Annotated in this window: 15 protein-coding genes and 1 pseudogene; 12 read left to right on the top strand and 4 right to left on the bottom strand. The window is 66.8% G+C overall.

Annotated features, from left to right (window positions below):
* Window positions 1-10 precede the first annotated feature (10 nt).
* The gene (locus KO516_RS12855; RefSeq protein ID WP_216004188.1) at window positions 11-1,294 is read right to left on the bottom strand and encodes an FAD-binding oxidoreductase; all 1,284 of its coding nucleotides are present in this window, start codon (window positions 1,292-1,294) and stop codon (window positions 11-13) included.
* Between the two features lie 307 nt (window positions 1,295-1,601).
* Between KO516_RS12855 and KO516_RS12850 the strand changes: the two genes are divergently transcribed.
* Window positions 1,602-4,994, top strand: coding sequence for a calcium-binding protein (locus tag KO516_RS12850; protein ID WP_216004187.1), 3,393 nt, complete (start codon window positions 1,602-1,604; stop codon window positions 4,992-4,994).
* Here the strand turns inward: KO516_RS12850 and KO516_RS12845 are convergent.
* Entirely contained in the window at window positions 4,991-5,464 is a 474-nt protein-coding gene (locus KO516_RS12845; RefSeq protein ID WP_216004186.1) for a CYTH domain-containing protein, read from the bottom strand. The genes KO516_RS12850 and KO516_RS12845 overlap by 4 nt on opposite strands.
* Window positions 5,461-6,153, bottom strand: coding sequence for a fumarylacetoacetate hydrolase family protein (locus KO516_RS12840; protein WP_216004185.1), 693 nt, complete (start codon window positions 6,151-6,153; stop codon window positions 5,461-5,463). The genes KO516_RS12845 and KO516_RS12840 overlap by 4 nt, the downstream gene beginning before the upstream one ends.
* A gap of 169 nt (window positions 6,154-6,322) precedes the next feature.
* Here KO516_RS12840 and KO516_RS12835 point away from each other — a divergent pair, with 169 nt between their 5' ends.
* From KO516_RS12835 to KO516_RS12785, 11 genes and pseudogenes are all read left to right on the top strand, one after another.
* Window positions 6,323-7,564 (top strand): FAD-binding oxidoreductase, encoded by a 1,242-nt coding sequence (locus tag KO516_RS12835; protein ID WP_216004315.1) that lies wholly within the window; start codon window positions 6,323-6,325, stop codon window positions 7,562-7,564.
* 45 nt (window positions 7,565-7,609) lie between these two features.
* On the top strand, window positions 7,610-8,581 hold the full coding sequence (locus KO516_RS12830; protein ID WP_216004184.1) for a TRAP transporter substrate-binding protein: 972 nt from the start codon (window positions 7,610-7,612) through the stop codon (window positions 8,579-8,581).
* Window positions 8,582-8,683: 102 nt separating this feature from the next.
* Complete coding sequence (locus KO516_RS12825; RefSeq protein ID WP_216004183.1) at window positions 8,684-9,205, top strand: TRAP transporter small permease; 522 nt, start codon at window positions 8,684-8,686, stop codon at window positions 9,203-9,205.
* Window position 9,206: 1 nt separating this feature from the next.
* Window positions 9,207-10,520: a TRAP transporter large permease subunit gene (locus KO516_RS12820; RefSeq protein ID WP_216004182.1), complete on the top strand. Its 1,314-nt coding sequence runs from the start codon at window positions 9,207-9,209 to the stop codon at window positions 10,518-10,520.
* A 264-nt stretch (window positions 10,521-10,784) separates the two neighbouring features.
* Window positions 10,785-10,907, top strand: a pseudogene (locus KO516_RS24775) (CbbX protein); the annotation flags it as partial.
* Window positions 10,908-10,978: 71 nt separating this feature from the next.
* Window positions 10,979-11,680: a ribulose-phosphate 3-epimerase gene (rpe, locus tag KO516_RS12810; RefSeq protein ID WP_216004181.1), complete on the top strand. Its 702-nt coding sequence runs from the start codon at window positions 10,979-10,981 to the stop codon at window positions 11,678-11,680.
* Between the two features lie 3 nt (window positions 11,681-11,683).
* Window positions 11,684-12,238, top strand: coding sequence for a thioredoxin family protein (locus tag KO516_RS12805; RefSeq protein ID WP_216004180.1), 555 nt, complete (start codon window positions 11,684-11,686; stop codon window positions 12,236-12,238).
* 23 nt (window positions 12,239-12,261) lie between these two features.
* Window positions 12,262-12,927 (top strand): phosphoglycolate phosphatase, encoded by a 666-nt coding sequence (gph, locus tag KO516_RS12800; RefSeq protein WP_216004179.1) that lies wholly within the window; start codon window positions 12,262-12,264, stop codon window positions 12,925-12,927.
* Window positions 12,928-13,432: 505 nt separating this feature from the next.
* Window positions 13,433-14,635, top strand: coding sequence for an ABC transporter substrate-binding protein (locus KO516_RS12795; RefSeq protein ID WP_216004178.1), 1,203 nt, complete (start codon window positions 13,433-13,435; stop codon window positions 14,633-14,635).
* Window positions 14,581-16,305 (top strand): ABC transporter permease subunit, encoded by a 1,725-nt coding sequence (locus tag KO516_RS12790; RefSeq protein WP_216004177.1) that lies wholly within the window; start codon window positions 14,581-14,583, stop codon window positions 16,303-16,305. The genes KO516_RS12795 and KO516_RS12790 overlap by 55 nt, the downstream gene beginning before the upstream one ends.
* The gene (locus KO516_RS12785) at window positions 16,298-16,933 is read left to right on the top strand and encodes an ATP-binding cassette domain-containing protein (RefSeq protein WP_216004176.1); all 636 of its coding nucleotides are present in this window, start codon (window positions 16,298-16,300) and stop codon (window positions 16,931-16,933) included. Before KO516_RS12790 ends, KO516_RS12785 begins: the two co-directional genes overlap by 8 nt.
* Here KO516_RS12785 and KO516_RS12780 read toward each other — a convergent pair.
* Window positions 16,917-17,393 (bottom strand): SRPBCC family protein, encoded by a 477-nt coding sequence (locus KO516_RS12780; RefSeq protein WP_216004175.1) that lies wholly within the window; start codon window positions 17,391-17,393, stop codon window positions 16,917-16,919. The two genes, KO516_RS12785 and KO516_RS12780, sit on opposite strands and share 17 nt — an antisense overlap.
* Window positions 17,394-17,442: the final 49 nt, after the last annotated feature.

Below are 17,442 nucleotides of genomic sequence, written 5' to 3'. Positions count from 1 at the left end.
GTGCCGCCGGTCAGGATGACAGGCCCAGCCGGTCTTTGGCGAGGTAATAGCGGATGCCAAGCTCCATCGCCGGGCGGCGCAGCGCGTGCCACGTGATCGGGCGCAGCGGGGTTTCGGGCAGTGGCAGCGGCGTGCCCTCGGCCAGCCGCGCCGCCAGCGCCGCGCCGATGCCGGTCGCCATGGCCACCCCGCGCCCGTTGTAAGCAAGCGCCGCCCACAGCCCCGGTTCGATCTGGTGGATATGCGGCAGGTGATCCCTGCTGAGCGCCAGATGCCCCGACCACGCCTTGTCGATGCGCACCCCGTCCAGCTGCGGGAACATGCGGTGCATCTGCGCCTCTAGCCCCGCCTGAAGCGGTTGCGAATGCGCGGCCCCGGTTGCGCCGCGCCCGCCAAAGGCAAGGCGCCCGTCCGGGGTCTTGCGATAGTAGACGGCGATCTTGCGCACCTCTGACGCGCAGGCATCCTGCGGCAGGATGCTGGCGGCGATCTCGTGCGGCAGCGGCTCGGTGGCGATCACGCAGGACTGCACCGGCAGCACCGAGCGCGCCAGCTGCGGCCTCAGCGTGCTGTCATAAGCGTTGGTCGCCAGCACCACGGTTTCGCCGCGCAGGCTTTGCCCGCCAAGATCGATCCGCCAGCCAGCGCCGACGCGCACCACCCCGGTCACCGGCGAACCGGTGACGATGGTTGCCCCCGCCTCCCGCGCAGCACGGGCAAGGCCGCGCGCATAGGAGAGCGGGTTGAGCATCCCCGCGCGCTCATCGCGCCAGCCCCCGGCGTAGCCGACCGCCCCGGTCGCCTCGGCCATCTGCGCGGCGTCAAGCAATGCCACCGGCGCGCCCTCGGCCTGCCATTCGCGGGCGCGGGCGTGAACGGCGCGCAGCTGCATCGCCGAATGCGCGCCCTGAATCCAGCCCGCACGGGTTGGCGCACAGGCGATGCCGTGCCGCTCGATCAGCCCGAATACCTGATCCGCAACGCCGCCGGCAAACTCCGCAAGCCGCCCGCCCACCTTTCCGCCCCAGCGGGCGCGCATGTCGGACGGGTCGATCTTGAGCCCCGGAATCACCTGCCCGCCGTTGCGCCCCGAGGCGCCAAAGCCGATCTCGCGCGCTTCGATCACCGTCACCGCAACGCCGCGCTCGGCCAGATGCAGCGCGCAAGACAACCCGGTAAAACCGCCGCCCACCACCAGCACCCGCGCATCGGCTGGCGCGTCCGTTTCCGGCGCGGGTTCCTGCGCCGTGGCATACCACAGGGAACGATCCCAAAGATCGGCGGACAGCGTCATCGCAAGCTCCTGACCGGGTGAATCCGGCCACCCGTGCCGGACCATGCAAAGCCTGCGCGCGGGCTGTCAAGCGCCGCTCTGGCAGGGCGCGGACAAGCCGGAGACTGTGCTCGGAATGCGAGCGGAAAATTCGATTTCCCGGACAATTTTCGGGGAATCCTTAACCGGGCCAGAACCCCCCGGCGGCTAAGGTCCTGATATCCAGAAGGAGCTCTTTGCCCAGCGGTCTGCCCGCCCTCGGCGTTTTGTCCGGGGATGGCGCGGCGTGCCAGTGCGGCCCTTCACGTCCCAGCCAGCCGAAGGGTCAATGCCTGACTACATCGCGCCCGAACTGACCGCCTTCACCCTGCCACAGCGCGTCGAAAGCGGCGATCAGCTGATCCTGTCGGCCAGCGCCAGCGATGATGCGTCGGGCATCGCGCAGGTTGTGGTGACCTTCGATGCCTTGCTGTCCTACAGCTTTGCCAGCCTTCCCGGCTGGTACGACAGCTACAGCCTGATCGGGCTGTTCGGCAGCAGCGACAGCTGGTCCGACGGCAGCGCCACCGAGAGCTTTGGCATCGATCCGACCAACACCCCCGGCGTCTACGAGGTGCAGCGCGTCACCGTGCAGGATCTTGCGGGCAACAGCGCAGTTTACGACACCCAAACGCTGGCCGCGATGGGGATCAACACCTCGCTCGTGGTGTCGGGCACCGTCGCCGACACCACCGCACCGACCCTGACCGGCTTCAGCCTGACCAGCCGCGTCGACGTCTCGTCAGGGGCGGCGCCGCTGACCCTGTCAGCCACCGCCTCCGACAGCGGCTCCGGGGTGGAACAGGTGATGGTGTCCTTCTCGCGCAGCCTGCTCTATGGCGCAGAGCCCGACAGTTTCAGCATCGCCGTGCTCGCCGGGGACACCGACAGCTGGGCCGACGGGGCCTCGGGCGAGGTGCTTTCGCTGTCAGAGCTGAACACCCCCGGCCGCTATGACATCACCCGGATCGATGTGCGCGACGCGGCGGGCAACAGTCGGACCTATACCCCGGACGAGCTGGCGACGCTGGGCTTTGCCACCGGCTTCACCGTGGTTGCAGAGCCCCCCGACACCACCGCGCCGGACCTGCTGGCGCTGAACGTTCCCGCCAGCATCGATCTGACCGACGGCGCGGCCAACCTGTGGATCGGGGCCCGTGCCAGCGACAATGCCTCTGGCGTGGCGGGGGTCAGCGTGGTGCTTGAAACCCCGCTGAGCTATGAAATCGGCGGCGAGGATACCGGGGTGGCGCGCCACGCCTTGCTCGGGCTTTACGGGGTGACCGACAGCTGGGATGACAATGCCAGCGGCCAGACCTTCACGCTATCGACCCAGAACGCCCCCGGCACCTATCGCATCGCGCAGGTGCGGGTGAGCGATCTGGCCGGCAACACCCAGAGCTACGATCGCGACGCGCTCGCCGCATTGGGGATCAATACCGAGATCGCCGTCACCGGCGGCACCCTGCGCCCGAGCGATCCCTATGCCACGCTAAGCGACAACGGGCTGCGGATGGTCGAAGGGCAATCCGACAGCATGACCCTGAGCTTTCGACAGATCTCGGAGGCGCCCTTCAGCTGGAACTGGCAACTGGTCACCGGCAGCGCCTCGACCGGCGATTTCATCGCGGCCTCCGGCAGCGGCGCCATTGCCCCGGCCAGCGGGCTGACACAGCAATCACACGACATCGACATCGCGGCGCTGCCGGACCTTGCACTTGAACCCGACGAGACCGCGTGGGTCGAGATCACCTTAACCGGCATCACCTTTGCCGATGCGACCAGCTTTGCGCGCGTGCCGGTGACCATCTTCGACAATGCGCGCCCAGTTGGCCAACCGGTGATCACCGGCAACCGCGTCGAAGGCGCGCTGCTGAGCGTCGACCTGAGCGGGATCAGCGACGCCGAGGGCATCGTGGCCGGGTCGGTGCAATGGTGCATCGACGGCCAGCCCGTCGCCGGGGCGACCGGCCTGACCTACCGGCTTGGCACGTCAAGCCTGAACCAGCGGATCAGCGTCATCTACAGCTATGTCGACCGCGACGGCATCGAAGAAAGCGTTGCAAGCCGGATGACCGAACCGGTCACCCTGCCTTGGTCGGTCAGCCGGGGCTGGACCTTTGATCTTGCCGACTGGAATGAAACCAGCGTCGCGCTGACCCTGACCGGCAGCGAAGATGTGTTTGCGGCGGGCAACAGCCTGAACAACAGGATTTACGGAAATTCCGGCAACAACCTGCTGGAGGGCCGCGCCGGGGACGATACGCTTGACGCCGGGGCCGGGATCGACACGCTGTTCGGCGCCGATGGCAATGACGCGCTGAGCGGCGGGCTGGGCGACGACCGGCTTGAAGGTCAGGCTGGCGACGATCTGTTGCAAGGCGGCGCGGGCGACGACACCCTGCTGGGCGGCAACGGCGACGACACCCTGCAGGGGGGCATCGACGATGATCGCCTCGATGGCTGGCAGGGCGACGACCGGCTTTATGGCTGGGACGGGAACGATTGGCTTTCGGGCGGGCTTGGGGCCGACACGCTGGTCGGCGACAACGGCGACGATACGTTGCTGGGCGAGGGATGGAACGACCGGCTCGATGGCGGCGGCGGGCTGGATTATCTGGATGGCGGCGACGGGGCCGATACGCTGATCGGCGGCAATGGCAACGACACCCTGCTTGGCGGCGCTGGCGACGATCTGCTGTACGCGGGCGCCGGGCATGACCGGCAAATCGGCGGCGCTGGCGATGACAGGCTACTGGGCGGCGAGGGCAATGACAGCGGCTTCGGCAGCGGCGGCGACGATCTCCTCGAAGGGGCGGCGGGCGATGACCGGCTGGATGGTGGCATCGGCAACGATACCCTGCGCGGCGGGCTTGGGGCCGACACCCTGCTTGGGCAGGACGGCAACGATGTGCTTGAGGGGGGGGCGCATTCCGACAGCCTGACCGGAGGCGCTGGCAACGACATCCTGCACGGCGGCACCTATGGCGACACGCTGGCGGGCGAGGCGGGCGACGATCTGCTGCAGGGCGGAGGCGGCGCCGATCTGCTTGACGGCGGCGATGGCGCCGACGTGATCGAAGGCGGCAGTCATTGCGACACCATCCGCGCCGGGGCCGGTAACGACACGGTGCGCGGCGGCAACGGCCCGGATATCGTGCTGCTGGGCAACGGCGCCGACCTGTTCGAGGACAACGCGCAGGGTGGCGGCGCCGGGGCCGATCAGGTCTATGGCGGCGCGGGCAATGACACCCTGCTCGGGGGGGGCGGCAACGACCGCCTTCAGGGCAACATCGGCGACGATCTGATCGAGGGTGGCGACGGGGTCGATACCCTTGCCGGCGGCGCGGGCGCGGACACTCTGCTGGGCGGCAGCGGCAACGATGTCTTGCTCGGCGGCGACTGGCAGGACCGCCTGATCGGCGGCGCGGGCGGAGATCTTCTGACCGGCGGCGGCGGCGCGGATGTGTTTGTCTTCGATCTGGACTCGGGGCGCGACCGGCTGACCGATTTCACGCCGGGAACCGACAAGCTGGAATTCGATTTCGACCCTGACAGCTTCGACGGACTGACCTTTCAGGCCATCGACGACGGGCTGCGGCTGAACTGGGGCAGCGGGTCGGTGCTGTTGATGGGCCTCACCTTCGATCAGATCCTTGGCAGCGACCTGCTGTTTCTCTAGCCCGGAACCGGGCCACGGGTCGCAAGCGTCGAATTGGCATAGGCCGGATCGCCCGTCACCTCGGCCCCGAACCAGTCTGGCGGGGCAAAGCGGCGCGCCGCCGCCTCGCTGTCGAATTCCACCTCGACCAGCCGCAAGGGCCGGTCGTCGAACAGATCCAGCTCATAGCGCGCGCCGCAGGGCAGATGCCCCGTCCAGCGGGTCTTGCACAGCCGCCGCCCCTCGGTCGCGGGCCAGAGCGCGGCAAAGGCCTCTTCGGGGATCTCGGTCTCATGCTCGGAGCGCACCATCAGCCCCGGCCCCTTGACCGTGAGGAAATGCCGCGCCCCCTTGGCGCGCAGCCGCACCTGCACGCTGTCCTGCGGCTGGGTGAGATAGCCCTGCCGGATCCGGTCGGACTGGACGCCCGTCAGATCCGGCAGCATGGCGACGAGGAACTTGCGTTCGATCTCGACCGCAGGCTGGCTCACTCGGGCGCGATCGTGGTCGAGATCTCGCCCAGCCCCTCGATGAACACGGTGCAGACATCGCCCTTGCCAAAGCTGCCGACCCCGGCAGGCGTGCCGGTCATCACCAGATCGCCCGGCGCCAGCGTCACGCTTTGCGACAGGAAGGCGATGACGTCTTCCACCGGCCAGATCATCTCGGACAGATCGCCCTTCTGGCGCAGCTCGCCGTTCACCCTTGCGGTGATTTCGCCCCGGCGCATCGGGCCGGTTTCCGACACTGGGCGCACCGGGCCGATCACTGCCGAATTATCGAAGCCTTTCGACAGATCCCACGGCCGCCGCATCGCCTTGGCCTCGCTTTGCATGTCGCGCCGGGTCAGATCGTTGCCCACGGCAAAGCCCCAGACATGGCTCATGGCCTGATCCGCCGGAATATTCGCGCCGCCCTTGCCGATCACCACCACCAGTTCGGCCTCGTAGTGCAGGTTCTCCGTTTGCGGCGGATAGGGAATGGTCGCGACCCCGGGCACCACGGCATCTGCCGGCTTGGTGAAGAAGAACGGCGGCTCGCGGTCGGGATCATTGCCCATTTCGCGGGCGTGGTCGGCGTAATTACGCCCCACGCAAAAGATCCGACGCACCGGAAGGCGCAGCGCGCCGCCAGAAACGGCGACCGAAGCGGGGTCCATCGGGGGGATGACAAAGGCCATGTGGCCTCCTTTCTTGACGAGACTGCCTGAGGCCTCCTGCATATGCTGACAAACCGGGCCATGACCAGCCCCGACACGCAGACACCGCTTGCATGCAATTGACAGCGCCGGTCAACGGGCGCTTGATCCGGCAAAAGGGCGGATCAAGCCCGAAGACTGGGGTGAGGCGATGACAAAGACAGTGGCAGTGATCGGCGCGGGCATCGTCGGGGTTTCGACGGCGATCTGGCTGCAGCGCGACGGGCACAAGGTGATCCTGATCGACCGGGCCGGCCCCGGCGAGGGCACCAGCCATGGCAATGGCGGCGTGCTGGCATCCTGTTCGGTGGTGCCCGTGCCGGCGCCGGGGCTGCTGTCACAGGCGCCGCGGATGCTGCTGGACCCGAACCAGCCCCTGTTCCTGAAATGGCGCTATCTGCCCAGGCTCGCCCCGTGGCTGGTGAAATACTTGCGCCATGCCAATGCCCCGGCGGTGCGCAGGCGGGCGGCGGCGGCGACCAATATCATCGGCGACAGCTACAATGACCACCTTGCCCTGTCGGCTGGCACCGGGGCCGAGACTTGGCTGCACCCGGCGGATTACATCTATGTCTACAACGACCGCGCCCATTACGACGCCAGCGCCTTCGGCTTTGACGTGCGCCGCGAGAACGGCTTCAGCTGGGAGGTTCTGGAAGGGGCGGCGTGGAAGGACTACGATCCGATCTTCGCGCCCGACCTGGGATGCGCGGCGGTGTTTGGCGGGCATGGGCGCATTTCCGACCCCGGCCAATACGTCAAGGCTCTGGCGAAACATGTGGTGGCGATGGGCGGGCGGCAGATCCTCGGCGAGGTGACGGATGTTGTGCGTGCAAACGGCGCTGTGAGCGGCCTGCGCGTCGGCGGCGAAACCATCGCCTGCGACGCAGCTGTGCTGACCACCGGCGTCTGGTCGACCGATCTGGCGCGAAAGCTGGGTGTGAACCCGCCGCTGGAATCCGAACGCGGCTATCATCTGGAACTGTACGGGCCCTCGGTGATGCCGCGCGCGCCGGTGATGATCGCCAGCGGCAAGTTCGTCGCCACCCCGATGGAGGGGCGCCTGCGCCTTGCCGGCATCGTCGAGTTCGGCGGGCTCGACGCCCCGCCCTCGCGCGCGCCCTTCGATCTGCTGCGCAAACAGATCCGCGCCGCGATTCCGGGGCTGAGCTGGAAGAAAGAGGTGGAATGGATGGGGCATCGCCCGTCGATGGCCGATTCCCTGCCGGTGATCGGGGAATCGCCAGTGGTGAAGGGGGCCTATATGGGCTTTGGCCACGACCATGTCGGTTTGACGGGCGGCCCAAAGACCGGACGCCTGCTTTCTCAGCTGATCTCGGGCAACACCCCCAACATCAGCCTTGCGCCCTACGCCCCCGATCGGTTTCACTGAACGAATATAAAAAACGTTAGAATACGTACAACAGGGAACGACAGTATGAAATTGATGAACACGCTTTTGACCGCCACCGCCCTTGTCGGCATCGGGGCTGCTGCCCATGCCGAAAAATGGGACATGCCGATGGCCTATGCCGCCAGCAACTTCCATTCCGAAGTCGGCACGGAATTCGCCTCCTGCGTGACCACGGGCACCGATGGCGCGCTGGAAATCGTCACCCATCCCTCGGGTTCGCTGTTTGGCGGCGCCGAGATCAAGCGCGCGGTGATGACCGGTCAGGCGATGATCGGCGAGCGCCTGATGTCGGCGCATGAAAACGAGAACCCGCTCTATGGCGTGGATTCGATCCCCTTCCTCGTGTCCTCCTTCGACGAGCACGAAATGCTTTGGTCGATCGCCGAACCCTATGTCGCCGACGCGCTGGCCGAAGACAATCTGCATTATGTCTACTCGGTTCCGTGGCCGCCGCAGGGCCTGTACATGAACAAGGAGCTGACCGACATCGAGGGCATGAAGGGCGTCAAGTTCCGCTCTTATTCCGCTGCCACCGCCAAGATGGCCGAGCTGACCGGCGCGCTGCCGGTGCAGGTCGAAGCGGCCGAGCTGAGCCAGGCGCTGGCGACCGGCGTGGCGGAATCCTTTATCTCGTCCGGCGCGACGGGCTATGACCGCAAGGTCTGGGAACACCTGTCGCATTTCTACGAGGTCGACGCGTGGCTGCCGCGCAACGCGATCTTCGTGAACCTCGATGCGTGGAACGATCTCGACGAGGCGACGCAGGCGGTGATCACCGAGTGCGGGGCAACCGCCGCCGCCGACGGGCTTGCCAAATCCGAAGCCTATACTGCCTTCACCCTCAACGAGCTGAAGAAAAACGGCATGACCGTCGAGCGCGCCTCCGATCACCTGATGGGCCAGCTCAAGGAAATGGGCGCGGTGATGACCGAGGAATGGCTCGCCAAAGCGGGCGATGAGGGCAAGGCGATCATCGACGCCTACAAGGGCGAATAAGTCGGCGGGCGGGTCTTCGGGCCCGCCCTTTCCCTTTGATCCGCCAGATCCCGGCACACCCTCTGCGCTGCCGGAAAGCCTTGTCATACCCGGAAAGACCTCATGAGACCTCTTCGCCGCGTGCTCGACACGCTCTACCTGATCGGCGGAATCATCGCATCGTTCTTTTTGATAGCGATCCTCGCGATCATCGTGCTGCAAATGCTGGCGCGCTGGACCGGCCACGTCTTTCCCGGCGCAACCGACTATGCCGGGTACTGCATGGCGGCGGCATCGTTTTTCGCCTTTGCCTATGCGCTGAACCATGGTGCGCATATCCGCGTCTCGCTGCTGCTGAGCGCGCTTGGGCGGCACCGCTGGTGGGGCGAGGTGTTCTGTTTTGGCATCGGCACCGCCATCGCCACGTGGTTCGCGTGGTATGCCATTCGCGGCAACCATATCTCGTGGCGCTGGAACGAGCTGTCGCAGGGGCTGGACGCCACCCCGACATGGATTCCGCAACTGTCGATGTCGATTGGCTGCGTGCTGCTGGCCATCGCCTTCTGGGATCACCTGATCCGGCTGATCTTTACCGGATCGCACGGCATCGTCACCGATCTTGTCGACCAGAGTCAGGGAGAATGACGTGGAACAGCTGATCCCGATCGCGCTCTTTCTGTTTGTCCTGTTCCTGCTGCTTGGCTCTGGCGTCTGGGTCGGCCTTGCGCTGATGGGCGTGGCCTATGTGGGCATGGAATTGTTCACCGCGCGCCCCGCTGGCGATGCCATGATCACCAAGGTCTGGGCGTCGTCGTCCAGCTGGACGCTGACCGCCCTGCCCCTGTTCATCTGGATGGGCGAGATATTGTACCGAACCCGCCTGTCCGAAGACATGTTCAAGGGGCTCTCGCCATGGATGGCGCGCCTGCCGGGTGGCCTTGTCCATACCAACATCGTCGGCTGCACGGTGTTCGCGGCGGTGTCTGGCTCGTCGGCGGCCACGCTGACCACGGTCGGCAAGATGTCGATCCCCGAACTGCGCAAGCGCAACTATCCCGAACACATGGTGATCGGCACCCTTGCCGGGGCGGCGACGCTGGGGCTGATGATCCCGCCGTCGCTGACGCTGATCGTCTATGGCGTGACCATCAACGAAAGCGTCACCAAGCTGTTCATGGCGGGCGTTCTGCCCGGCCTCGTGCTGGCGCTGATGTTCATGGGCTATGTGGCGATCATGTCGTTCGTCGCCAAGGATTTCGACCCGATCCCCGAGCCGCACATGACCCTGCTCGACAAGCTGAAGAACTCGCGCTTCCTGATCCCGGTGATCTGCCTGATCATCGTGGTGATCGGCTCGATGTACCTTGGCATCGCCACCGCGACCGAGGCCGCTGCCTTTGGCGTGATCGGCTCGCTGATGCTTGCGGCGGCGCAGGGCTCGCTGAGCTGGGGCACCTTCAGCGAAAGCCTGATGGGCGCGGTGCGCACCAGTGCGATGATCGCGCTGATCCTTGCGGGGGCGTCGTTCCTGTCGCTGTCGATGGGCTTTACCGGCATTCCGCGCGGGCTGGCCGACCTGATCGCCAGCTGGGATCTGTCGCGGTTCCAGCTGATCATGGCGCTGCTGGTGTTCTACATCGTGCTGGGCTGTTTCCTTGATGGCATCAGCTCGGTCGTGCTGACCATGGCGGTGGTCGAACCGATGATCCGCGCGCAGGGCATCGACCTGATCTGGTTCGGCATCTTCATCGTCGTGGTGGTCGAGATGGCGCAGATCACCCCCCCCATCGGGTTCAACCTTTTTGTGCTACAGGGCATGACCGGGCACGAGATGAACTTCATCGCGCGCGCGGCGATCCCGATGTTCCTGATCATGGTGGTGATGGTGTTCGTGCTGATCTTCTTCCCCGAACTTGCCACATGGCTGCCCGACAACATCCGCAAGGGCCCCGGCGGCTGAACGCCATGCCTCGGGGGGCCGAACGCGGCACCCCGGGGCGCCTGCGAACCATCTGCTGTGCCCCGGCCAGCGGCGCATCCCCCGCAAGCCGCAGGAACCAGTGGCGCAAGGATATCCCCCCAGCCCGGCTTGCGCAGCACATCGCAGTTTCCGATCACACCGATCCCCGGGGCCCGGACGGATTGCCCGGATCGTGCTGGATGCGCAGAAATATCCCTTTGACGAGGGTGGCAGCCGTGCGAAGAGCGGGTATATCGCCGTGCGCAGCCGCATCCTGCCGATGCGCGCTGGGTTCGCAACGCGCCTGACCGGGCGCGTTTGCGGCAGGCCAACCGGCTGATCGAGATTGCGACCGGGTCACCGGCCGCGCTCGGCACCATCACCTAGGCGGGCATCCGCCCCAGCCGCGTCTTTGCCCGAAAGCGGGACGTGGATCGCGCGACCAAGGAGACCAGCGCATGAGCTTTGACCGTTCGATCAAGATCGCCCCGTCGATCCTGTCCGCCGATTTTGCCAATTTCGGCGCCGAGATCCGCGCCATCGAGGCGCAGGGCGCCGATTGGGTGCATGTCGATGTCATGGACGGGCATTTCGTGCCGAACCTGACCTTTGGCCCGCCCGCCGTCAAAGCCTTCCGCCCGCATGTGAAGACCTTCATGGATGTGCATCTGATGATCTCGCCGGTGGATCAATATATCGAAGCCTATGCCGAGGCGGGCGCCGACATGATCACCGCCCATATCGAGGCCGGGCCGCATATTCACCGCACGCTTCAGGCGATCAAGGCGCAGGGAATCAAGGCGGGCGTCGTGCTCAACCCCGGCACCCCGGCCGAGGCTTGCGCGGATATTCTCGATCTGTGCGACATGGTGCTGATCATGACGGTGAACCCCGGTTTCGGCGGGCAGAAGTTCATCCATTCGGGCGTCGAGAAGACCCGCAAGGTGCGCCAGATGATCGGTGATCGCGAAATCCACATCCAGATCGACGGCGGCGTGACCCCCGAGACCGCACCGCTGGTAGTGGCGGCCGGGGCGGATGTTCTGGTTGCGGGCTCGGCGGTGTTCAAGGGCGGCTCTGTCGATACCCCCGACGTCTACGGCGCCAATATCCGCGCCATCCGTGCCGCCGCCGAGGGCGGGCGGACGCAGGCGGCCTGAGCCATGGTCGGCGCTCCGCCCGTCTGCAAATTTGGCTGGAAAGCCCCCGGCTTTGCCTTGCCGGGGGTCGACGGGCGGAGGTATCGCTATGAGGACATCGCCGGGCCGAAGGGCACGCTGGTGATGTTTATCTGCAACCACTGCCCCTATGTGCTGAAGGCGCTGGACCGGATCATCCGCGATGCGGCAGAGCTGACGGCGCTTGGCATCGGCGTGGTGGCGATCAGCGCCAATGATGCCGAGGCATATCCGCAGGACGGGTTTGCGCAGATGAAGGCCTTGGCCACCGAGCGCGGCTTTGCCTTCCCCTATCTCTTTGACGAAAGCCAAGGCGTGGCGCGCGCCTACGGGGCCGCCTGCACACCGGATTTCTTCGGCTTCGACGCCTCGGGAGGGTTGCAATACCGGGGCCGACTGGAGGGGCCGCAGCCTCAGGCAGGCCTCGCAGAGCCCCGACGCGAGCTGTACGAGGCGATGAAACAGGTGGCCGAGACCGGGCACGGGCCTCGGGAACAGTTTCCGGCGATGGGCTGTTCGATCAAGTGGAAGGCGGGCTGACTCCTGCCCCGGAAAGGACCGACATGAAAGCCGTGATCTTCGACCTTGACGGCACGCTGATCGACAGCGCGCCAGATCTGCACATTGCCACCAACCGGGTGCTGACAGAGGAAGGCCTGCCCGAAATCAGCTTCGGGCAGCTGCGCGGGTTCATCGGCAAGGGCGCGGGCGTGCTGATTTCGCGGGTGATGGAGGCGGTGGGCCTTGGCGATGATGCAAGCGAACATGCCCGCCTGCTGGCAAGGTTCATGCAGCATTACGAGGGCGAGCCGAAGAACACCGTGCTCTATCCCGGCGTGATTGATGCGCTGGCACGGCTCGAAGCGATGGGCTACACTATGGGGCTGTGCACCAACAAGCCCGAGGCGCCGACCCGCATCGCGCTGCGCCATTTCGGGCTGGATCGCTATTTCGTGCAGGTCGCAAGCGGCGACACCCTGCCGCAGCGCAAGCCAGACCCGGCACCGCTGACCCATGTGCTGCGGGCGCTTGGGGCGGATTGCGCGCTCTATGTCGGTGACAGCGAAGTGGATGCCGAGACGGCGCAGGCGGCAGCGATGCCCATCGCGCTGTACACCGAGGGCTATCGCAAGACCGCGCTGGCAGAGCTGCCACCCGCCTATGCCTTTGATCACTGGGATCGACTGCCCGAGATCGTGCACCGCCATTTCGCCGAGGTCTCGGCCTGACGCTGCGGGCGCGGATCATCGGTGACAACGCCGCGCTGGCCTTGGCCCACGAGGCGCATGGCCGCCAACGCGGCCTTCGACAGGTTGCCGCGCGTCACGCCGCGCAACCGGCCAACAGATCAAGACCCTTGCAGTATAAAGATCGCGCTCCTTCCCGGGCGTAGATGCGCGCGTCATTGCCTGAACAGTGTTTTCGGCCATGGCAGTCGCGACCCGGCCACCCGCGCAGAGCGTTGTACCTGCCCCCTGCCCGCCTGACACAGCAAATTTTGCCGCCTGCCAGCGACCCGGTGGGCGCGACGGGCGCCAAAGCGGCGCAGGCCCTGCGCTGGGGCCGAAACGCGAACACAGGCACCAGGGACGTATCGACCGTCTCACATGAAACATTCTGCTCACTTGGTTCGTATAACCAAAATGTGTCCCCGCGCAGGCCCGCCCTGCCTGTTGACCATTGCGCCACGCCCTTGCCATAACCGCCAGACTGCAAGCACAGGAAGACCCCAAGATGTACAAACGGACCCTTGCCATTGCGCTTGCCGCCCTGACTGCCCTGCCCGCCGCCGCCGACCCGGACCCGACGGACTGGCCCGCAGTAAAGGCCGAGGCGCAGGGCGAGACCGTCTATTGGAACGCATGGGGCGGCTCGGAGGCCGTGAACGGGCTGATCGACTGGATCGCGACGCAGGCCGCCGCAGAGGGCGTGACGCTGGAACATGTCAAGCTGTCGGACACCTCCGAGGCGGTCAGCCGCGTGCTTGCCGAAAAGAGCGCCGGGAAGACCACGGACGGCGGCATCGACCTGATCTGGCTGAACGGCGCGAACTTTGCCGCGATGAAAGAGCAGGGCCTGTTGTTCGGCCCGTGGGCCGAGGCGCTGCCGAACCGGGCGCTCACCGATCCGCGGAACCCGGCGCTGAGCGCAGATTTCACCGTGCCCACCGAGGGCATGGAAAGCCCGTGGGGCCTTGCGCAGCTGGTGTTCTTTCACGACAGCGCCCGCCTGCCCGAGCCGCCACGCTCCATGCAGGCGCTGCTGGACTGGGCCGAGCAGAATCCGGGGCGCTTTACCTTTCCGCAGCCGCCCGATTTCCTTGGGCCGACCTTTCTGAAACAGGCGCTGATCGAGCTGGGCAGCGATCCCGAGGCGCTGCAACGCCCTGTGTCTGAAGCCGATTACGATGCCGTCACCGCGCCGCTCTGGGCCTATCTCGACGCGCTGACGCCGCTGCTGTGGCGGCAGGGGCGCGCCTATCCGCAGAACGCGGCGCGCATGGTGCAGCTGATGGCCGACAACGAGATCGACATCGGCTTCGATTTCAATCCCAACGCCGCCGCCAACGCCATTGCGGCCGGGCAATTGCCACCAACCGTGCGCAGCCACATCCACGACGGCGGCACGCTTGGCAATGCCAGCTTTGTCGCGATTCCGTTCAATGCCAACGCCAAGGCCGGGGCGATGGTGGTTGCCGACATCCTGCTCTCGCCCGAGGCGCAGGCCCGCATGGCCGACCCCGCCGTCTGGGGCCTTGGCACCGTGCTGGACCTCGAGCGGCTGAGCCCCGCCCAGCGCGAACCGTTCAAGGCGGCCAGTGTCGGCCCCGAAACGCTGTCTTCGCAACAGCTTGGCACCCCGCTGCCCGAGCCGCACAGCTCATGGACGGTTGCTCTCGAACGGGACTGGACAGCGCGTTACGGCACCACCCGGTGAGCCTGCTGCGCGCTGCCCCGTCGCTGACCCTCGTGATGCTGCTCGGCCCTGTCGCTGCAGGGCTTGCGGGCACGCTGCTGCCCGCCATCGGCGTGATGCCAGCGCTTGGCGCGCATCAGCCGGGGTTTGGCCCGGTCTCGGACCTGCTGGCCTGGCCCGGTTTGCCCCGCGCCGCCGGGCTGAGCCTGTGGACGGGCCTTGTCTCGACGCTGCTGGCGCTGGCGCTGTGCTTTGCGATCTGCGCCGCATGGCATGGCACGCGGGCCTTCGTCTGGCTGGAACGGGCGCTGGCACCGCTGTTGTCGCTGCCCCATGCCGCGGCGGCCTTTGGCCTTGCCTTCCTGATTGCCCCGTCGGGCTGGATTTCCCGGCTGATCGCCCCCCTTGCAGGCTGGGAGCGCCCGCCCGACGTGCTGATCCTGCAGGATCACGCCGGGTTGGCGCTGATCGCCGGGCTGGTGCTCAAGGAGCTGCCGTTCCTGCTGTTGATGAGCCTTGCCGCCCTGCCCGCGCTGCGCCCCGGCGAGGCGCTCGCCACCGCGCGCACGTTGGGCTACGGGCGGATGATGGGCTGGGCCAAAACCGTGCTGCCCCGGCTTTATCCGCAGATCCGCCTGCCGGTCTACGCCGTGCTGGCCTATTCCATGAGCGTCGTCGACGTGGCGATGATCCTTGGGCCGGGCGCGCCGCCGACGCTTGCGGTGCAGGTGCTGCGCTGGATGAGCGACCCCGATCTGGCGCTGCGGCTGCGCGCCGCCGCCGGGGCGCTGCTGCTGCTGGCGCTGACCCTTGGCGCGCTGGGGCTGTGGCGGCTCGGCGAAAACATCACCCGGCGGCTGGCGCAGGGCTGGCTAACGGCGGGCTGTCGCGGTCGCCGAGACGCAGCGCCGCGCGCGATTGCGCTTGGCACCGGGGTGCTTGGCGCCGGGGCGCTGTTTGCCGGGCTGGGGCTGCTGGCGCTGTGGTCGGTGGCCGGGTTCTGGGGCTTTCCGGCGCTGATGCCGAGCAGTTTCACCGCGCAGGGTTGGCAACATGCTCCGCTGGGCCCCGCCGCTGAAACCGCCGTGATCGCCGGCGCCGCCACCGCCATCGCACTGGCGCTGACACTGGCCAGTCTCGAAGCGGAATGCCGGTTCGGCCTTGTTCCCGGCGCCCGCGCGCTGGCGCTGCTGTACCTGCCCCTGATCATCCCGCAGATCGCCTTTCTGCCCGGCTTGCAGGTGCTCGCCCTGATCAGCGGCATCGACGGCACCCGGGGCGCGGTGATCGCGGCGCATGTGGTGTTTGTGCTGCCCTATGTCTTCTTGTCGCTGTCCGACCCATGGCGCGGATTCGACCCAAGGCAGGCGGCGGTGGCGCGAGCGCTTGGCGCTTCGACGGCGCGGGTGTTCTGGCGCGTGCGCCTGCCGATGCTGCTGCGCCCGGTGCTGACGGCAACGGCGGTCGGCTGCGCCGTGTCGGTCGGGCAATACCTGCCAACGCTGTTGCTGGGCGCAGGCCGCGTGCCGACGCTGACCACCGAGGCGGTCGCCCTCGCCGCCGGAGGCCAGCGCCGCCTGATCGGCGTCACCGCGCTGGCGCAGACCGCCGCCGCCTTCCTGCCCTTTGTTCTGGCGCTGGCGATCCCGGCGCTGGTGTTCCGCAATCGCCGGGAGATGCGACATGGCTGACACTCTGCATCTGGACCATCTTCGCATCGCGCAAAACGGGCGCGAAATGCTGCGGATCGATGCAACCATCGCGCCCGGCGAGGTGTTTTCGGTCATGGGGCCGTCGGGCATCGGCAAGTCGACGCTGCTTGCGGCAATCATCGGGATGCTGCCCAAAGGCTTCACGCTCGACGGGGGCATCCTGCTGGGCAGGGCTGACATCACCGCCCTGCCCCCGGAGCGCCGCCACATCGGCATCCTGTTTCAGGACGCGCTGCTGTTTCCGCATCTGTCGGTCGGCGGCAATCTTGCCTTTGGCCTGCCCCGCGGCGGCAACCGCAAGCAGCGCGTAGCCGAGGCGCTGGACAGCATCGGGCTGCCCGGGTTTTCGGATCGCGACCCCGCCACCCTGTCGGGCGGGCAAAAGGCGCGCGTGGCGCTGATGCGGGTGCTGCTGTCGCAGCCGCGCGCGCTGCTGCTGGACGAGCCGTTCTCGCGGCTCGACACCGAATTGCGGGCGCAAGTGCGCGACATGGTGTTCACCCGAGCCCGCGCCGCGAAACTGCCGGTCTTGCTGGTCACCCACGACAGCGAGGATGCCCGCGCCGCTGAGGGCCCGGTGCTGACGCTGGTCAGGCCTGACGCTTGAACCGTTTTTCGATCTCGGTGGCGTAGTTGGAAATCGCAACCTTGAAACGCTTCTCGATGGTGCCGCGCGCCAGCTTCAGCGACTGCACCAGAAGCCGCGCCGAAAGCGTCTGAGGCTGAAGCTCGACGCTGATACCGATCCGGGTACGCGTGCGCGACAGCGCGACGAACTCAACCGTCGTCAGCGTTCTCAGCCCGCCTGCTGTGGTGGTGTAGACCATCGTGTTCGGCGGATCATAGCGAGTCAGATCGACCTGCGCCGACCGGGCCTTGCCACGAAAGCGAAAGCTCGCCAGCCACGATTTCCCGCCCTTAGGGGTCGGCGCGACGTCATCGGGCGTCAGTCGCGTCACCTCGACCCCGTGCCGCATCACCTGCCGTTCGAGCTGTTCGAAATTCGACGCAAGCGCAAACACGCGATCCAGCGGCGCCTCGATATCTTCGCGGGTGGAGAAATCCATGTCGGTCCTCGTGCTGTCCAGTCTTCATAGCAGTGCCCGCACGGGGCGC

It is taken from the genome of Citreicella sp. C3M06, assembly GCF_018860705.1.
In the GTDB taxonomy this organism is placed as follows: domain Bacteria; phylum Pseudomonadota; class Alphaproteobacteria; order Rhodobacterales; family Rhodobacteraceae; genus Salipiger.
The sequence above is the reverse complement of the archived record's forward strand: the minus strand, read 5'-3'. Positions and strand labels throughout refer to the sequence as shown.

Coding starts and splice junctions, on each gene's coding strand:
- KO516_RS12785 (WP_216004176.1), top strand. CDS start 16,298: ATGGCTGACACTCTGCATCTGGACCATCTTCGCATCGCGCAAAACGGG.
- gph (WP_216004179.1), top strand. CDS start 12,262: ATGAAAGCCGTGATCTTCGACCTTGACGGCACGCTGATCGACAGCGCG.
- KO516_RS12805 (WP_216004180.1), top strand. CDS start 11,684: ATGGTCGGCGCTCCGCCCGTCTGCAAATTTGGCTGGAAAGCCCCCGGC.
- KO516_RS12825 (WP_216004183.1), top strand. CDS start 8,684: ATGAGACCTCTTCGCCGCGTGCTCGACACGCTCTACCTGATCGGCGGA.
- KO516_RS12835 (WP_216004315.1), top strand. CDS start 6,323: ATGACAAAGACAGTGGCAGTGATCGGCGCGGGCATCGTCGGGGTTTCG.
- KO516_RS12850 (WP_216004187.1), top strand. CDS start 1,602: ATGCCTGACTACATCGCGCCCGAACTGACCGCCTTCACCCTGCCACAG.
- KO516_RS12790 (WP_216004177.1), top strand. CDS start 14,581: ATGGACGGTTGCTCTCGAACGGGACTGGACAGCGCGTTACGGCACCAC.
- KO516_RS12840 (WP_216004185.1), bottom strand. CDS start 6,153: ATGGCCTTTGTCATCCCCCCGATGGACCCCGCTTCGGTCGCCGTTTCT.
- KO516_RS12855 (WP_216004188.1), bottom strand. CDS start 1,294: ATGACGCTGTCCGCCGATCTTTGGGATCGTTCCCTGTGGTATGCCACG.
- KO516_RS12780 (WP_216004175.1), bottom strand. CDS start 17,393: ATGGATTTCTCCACCCGCGAAGATATCGAGGCGCCGCTGGATCGCGTG.
- rpe (WP_216004181.1), top strand. CDS start 10,979: ATGAGCTTTGACCGTTCGATCAAGATCGCCCCGTCGATCCTGTCCGCC.
- KO516_RS12795 (WP_216004178.1), top strand. CDS start 13,433: ATGTACAAACGGACCCTTGCCATTGCGCTTGCCGCCCTGACTGCCCTG.
- KO516_RS12830 (WP_216004184.1), top strand. CDS start 7,610: ATGAAATTGATGAACACGCTTTTGACCGCCACCGCCCTTGTCGGCATC.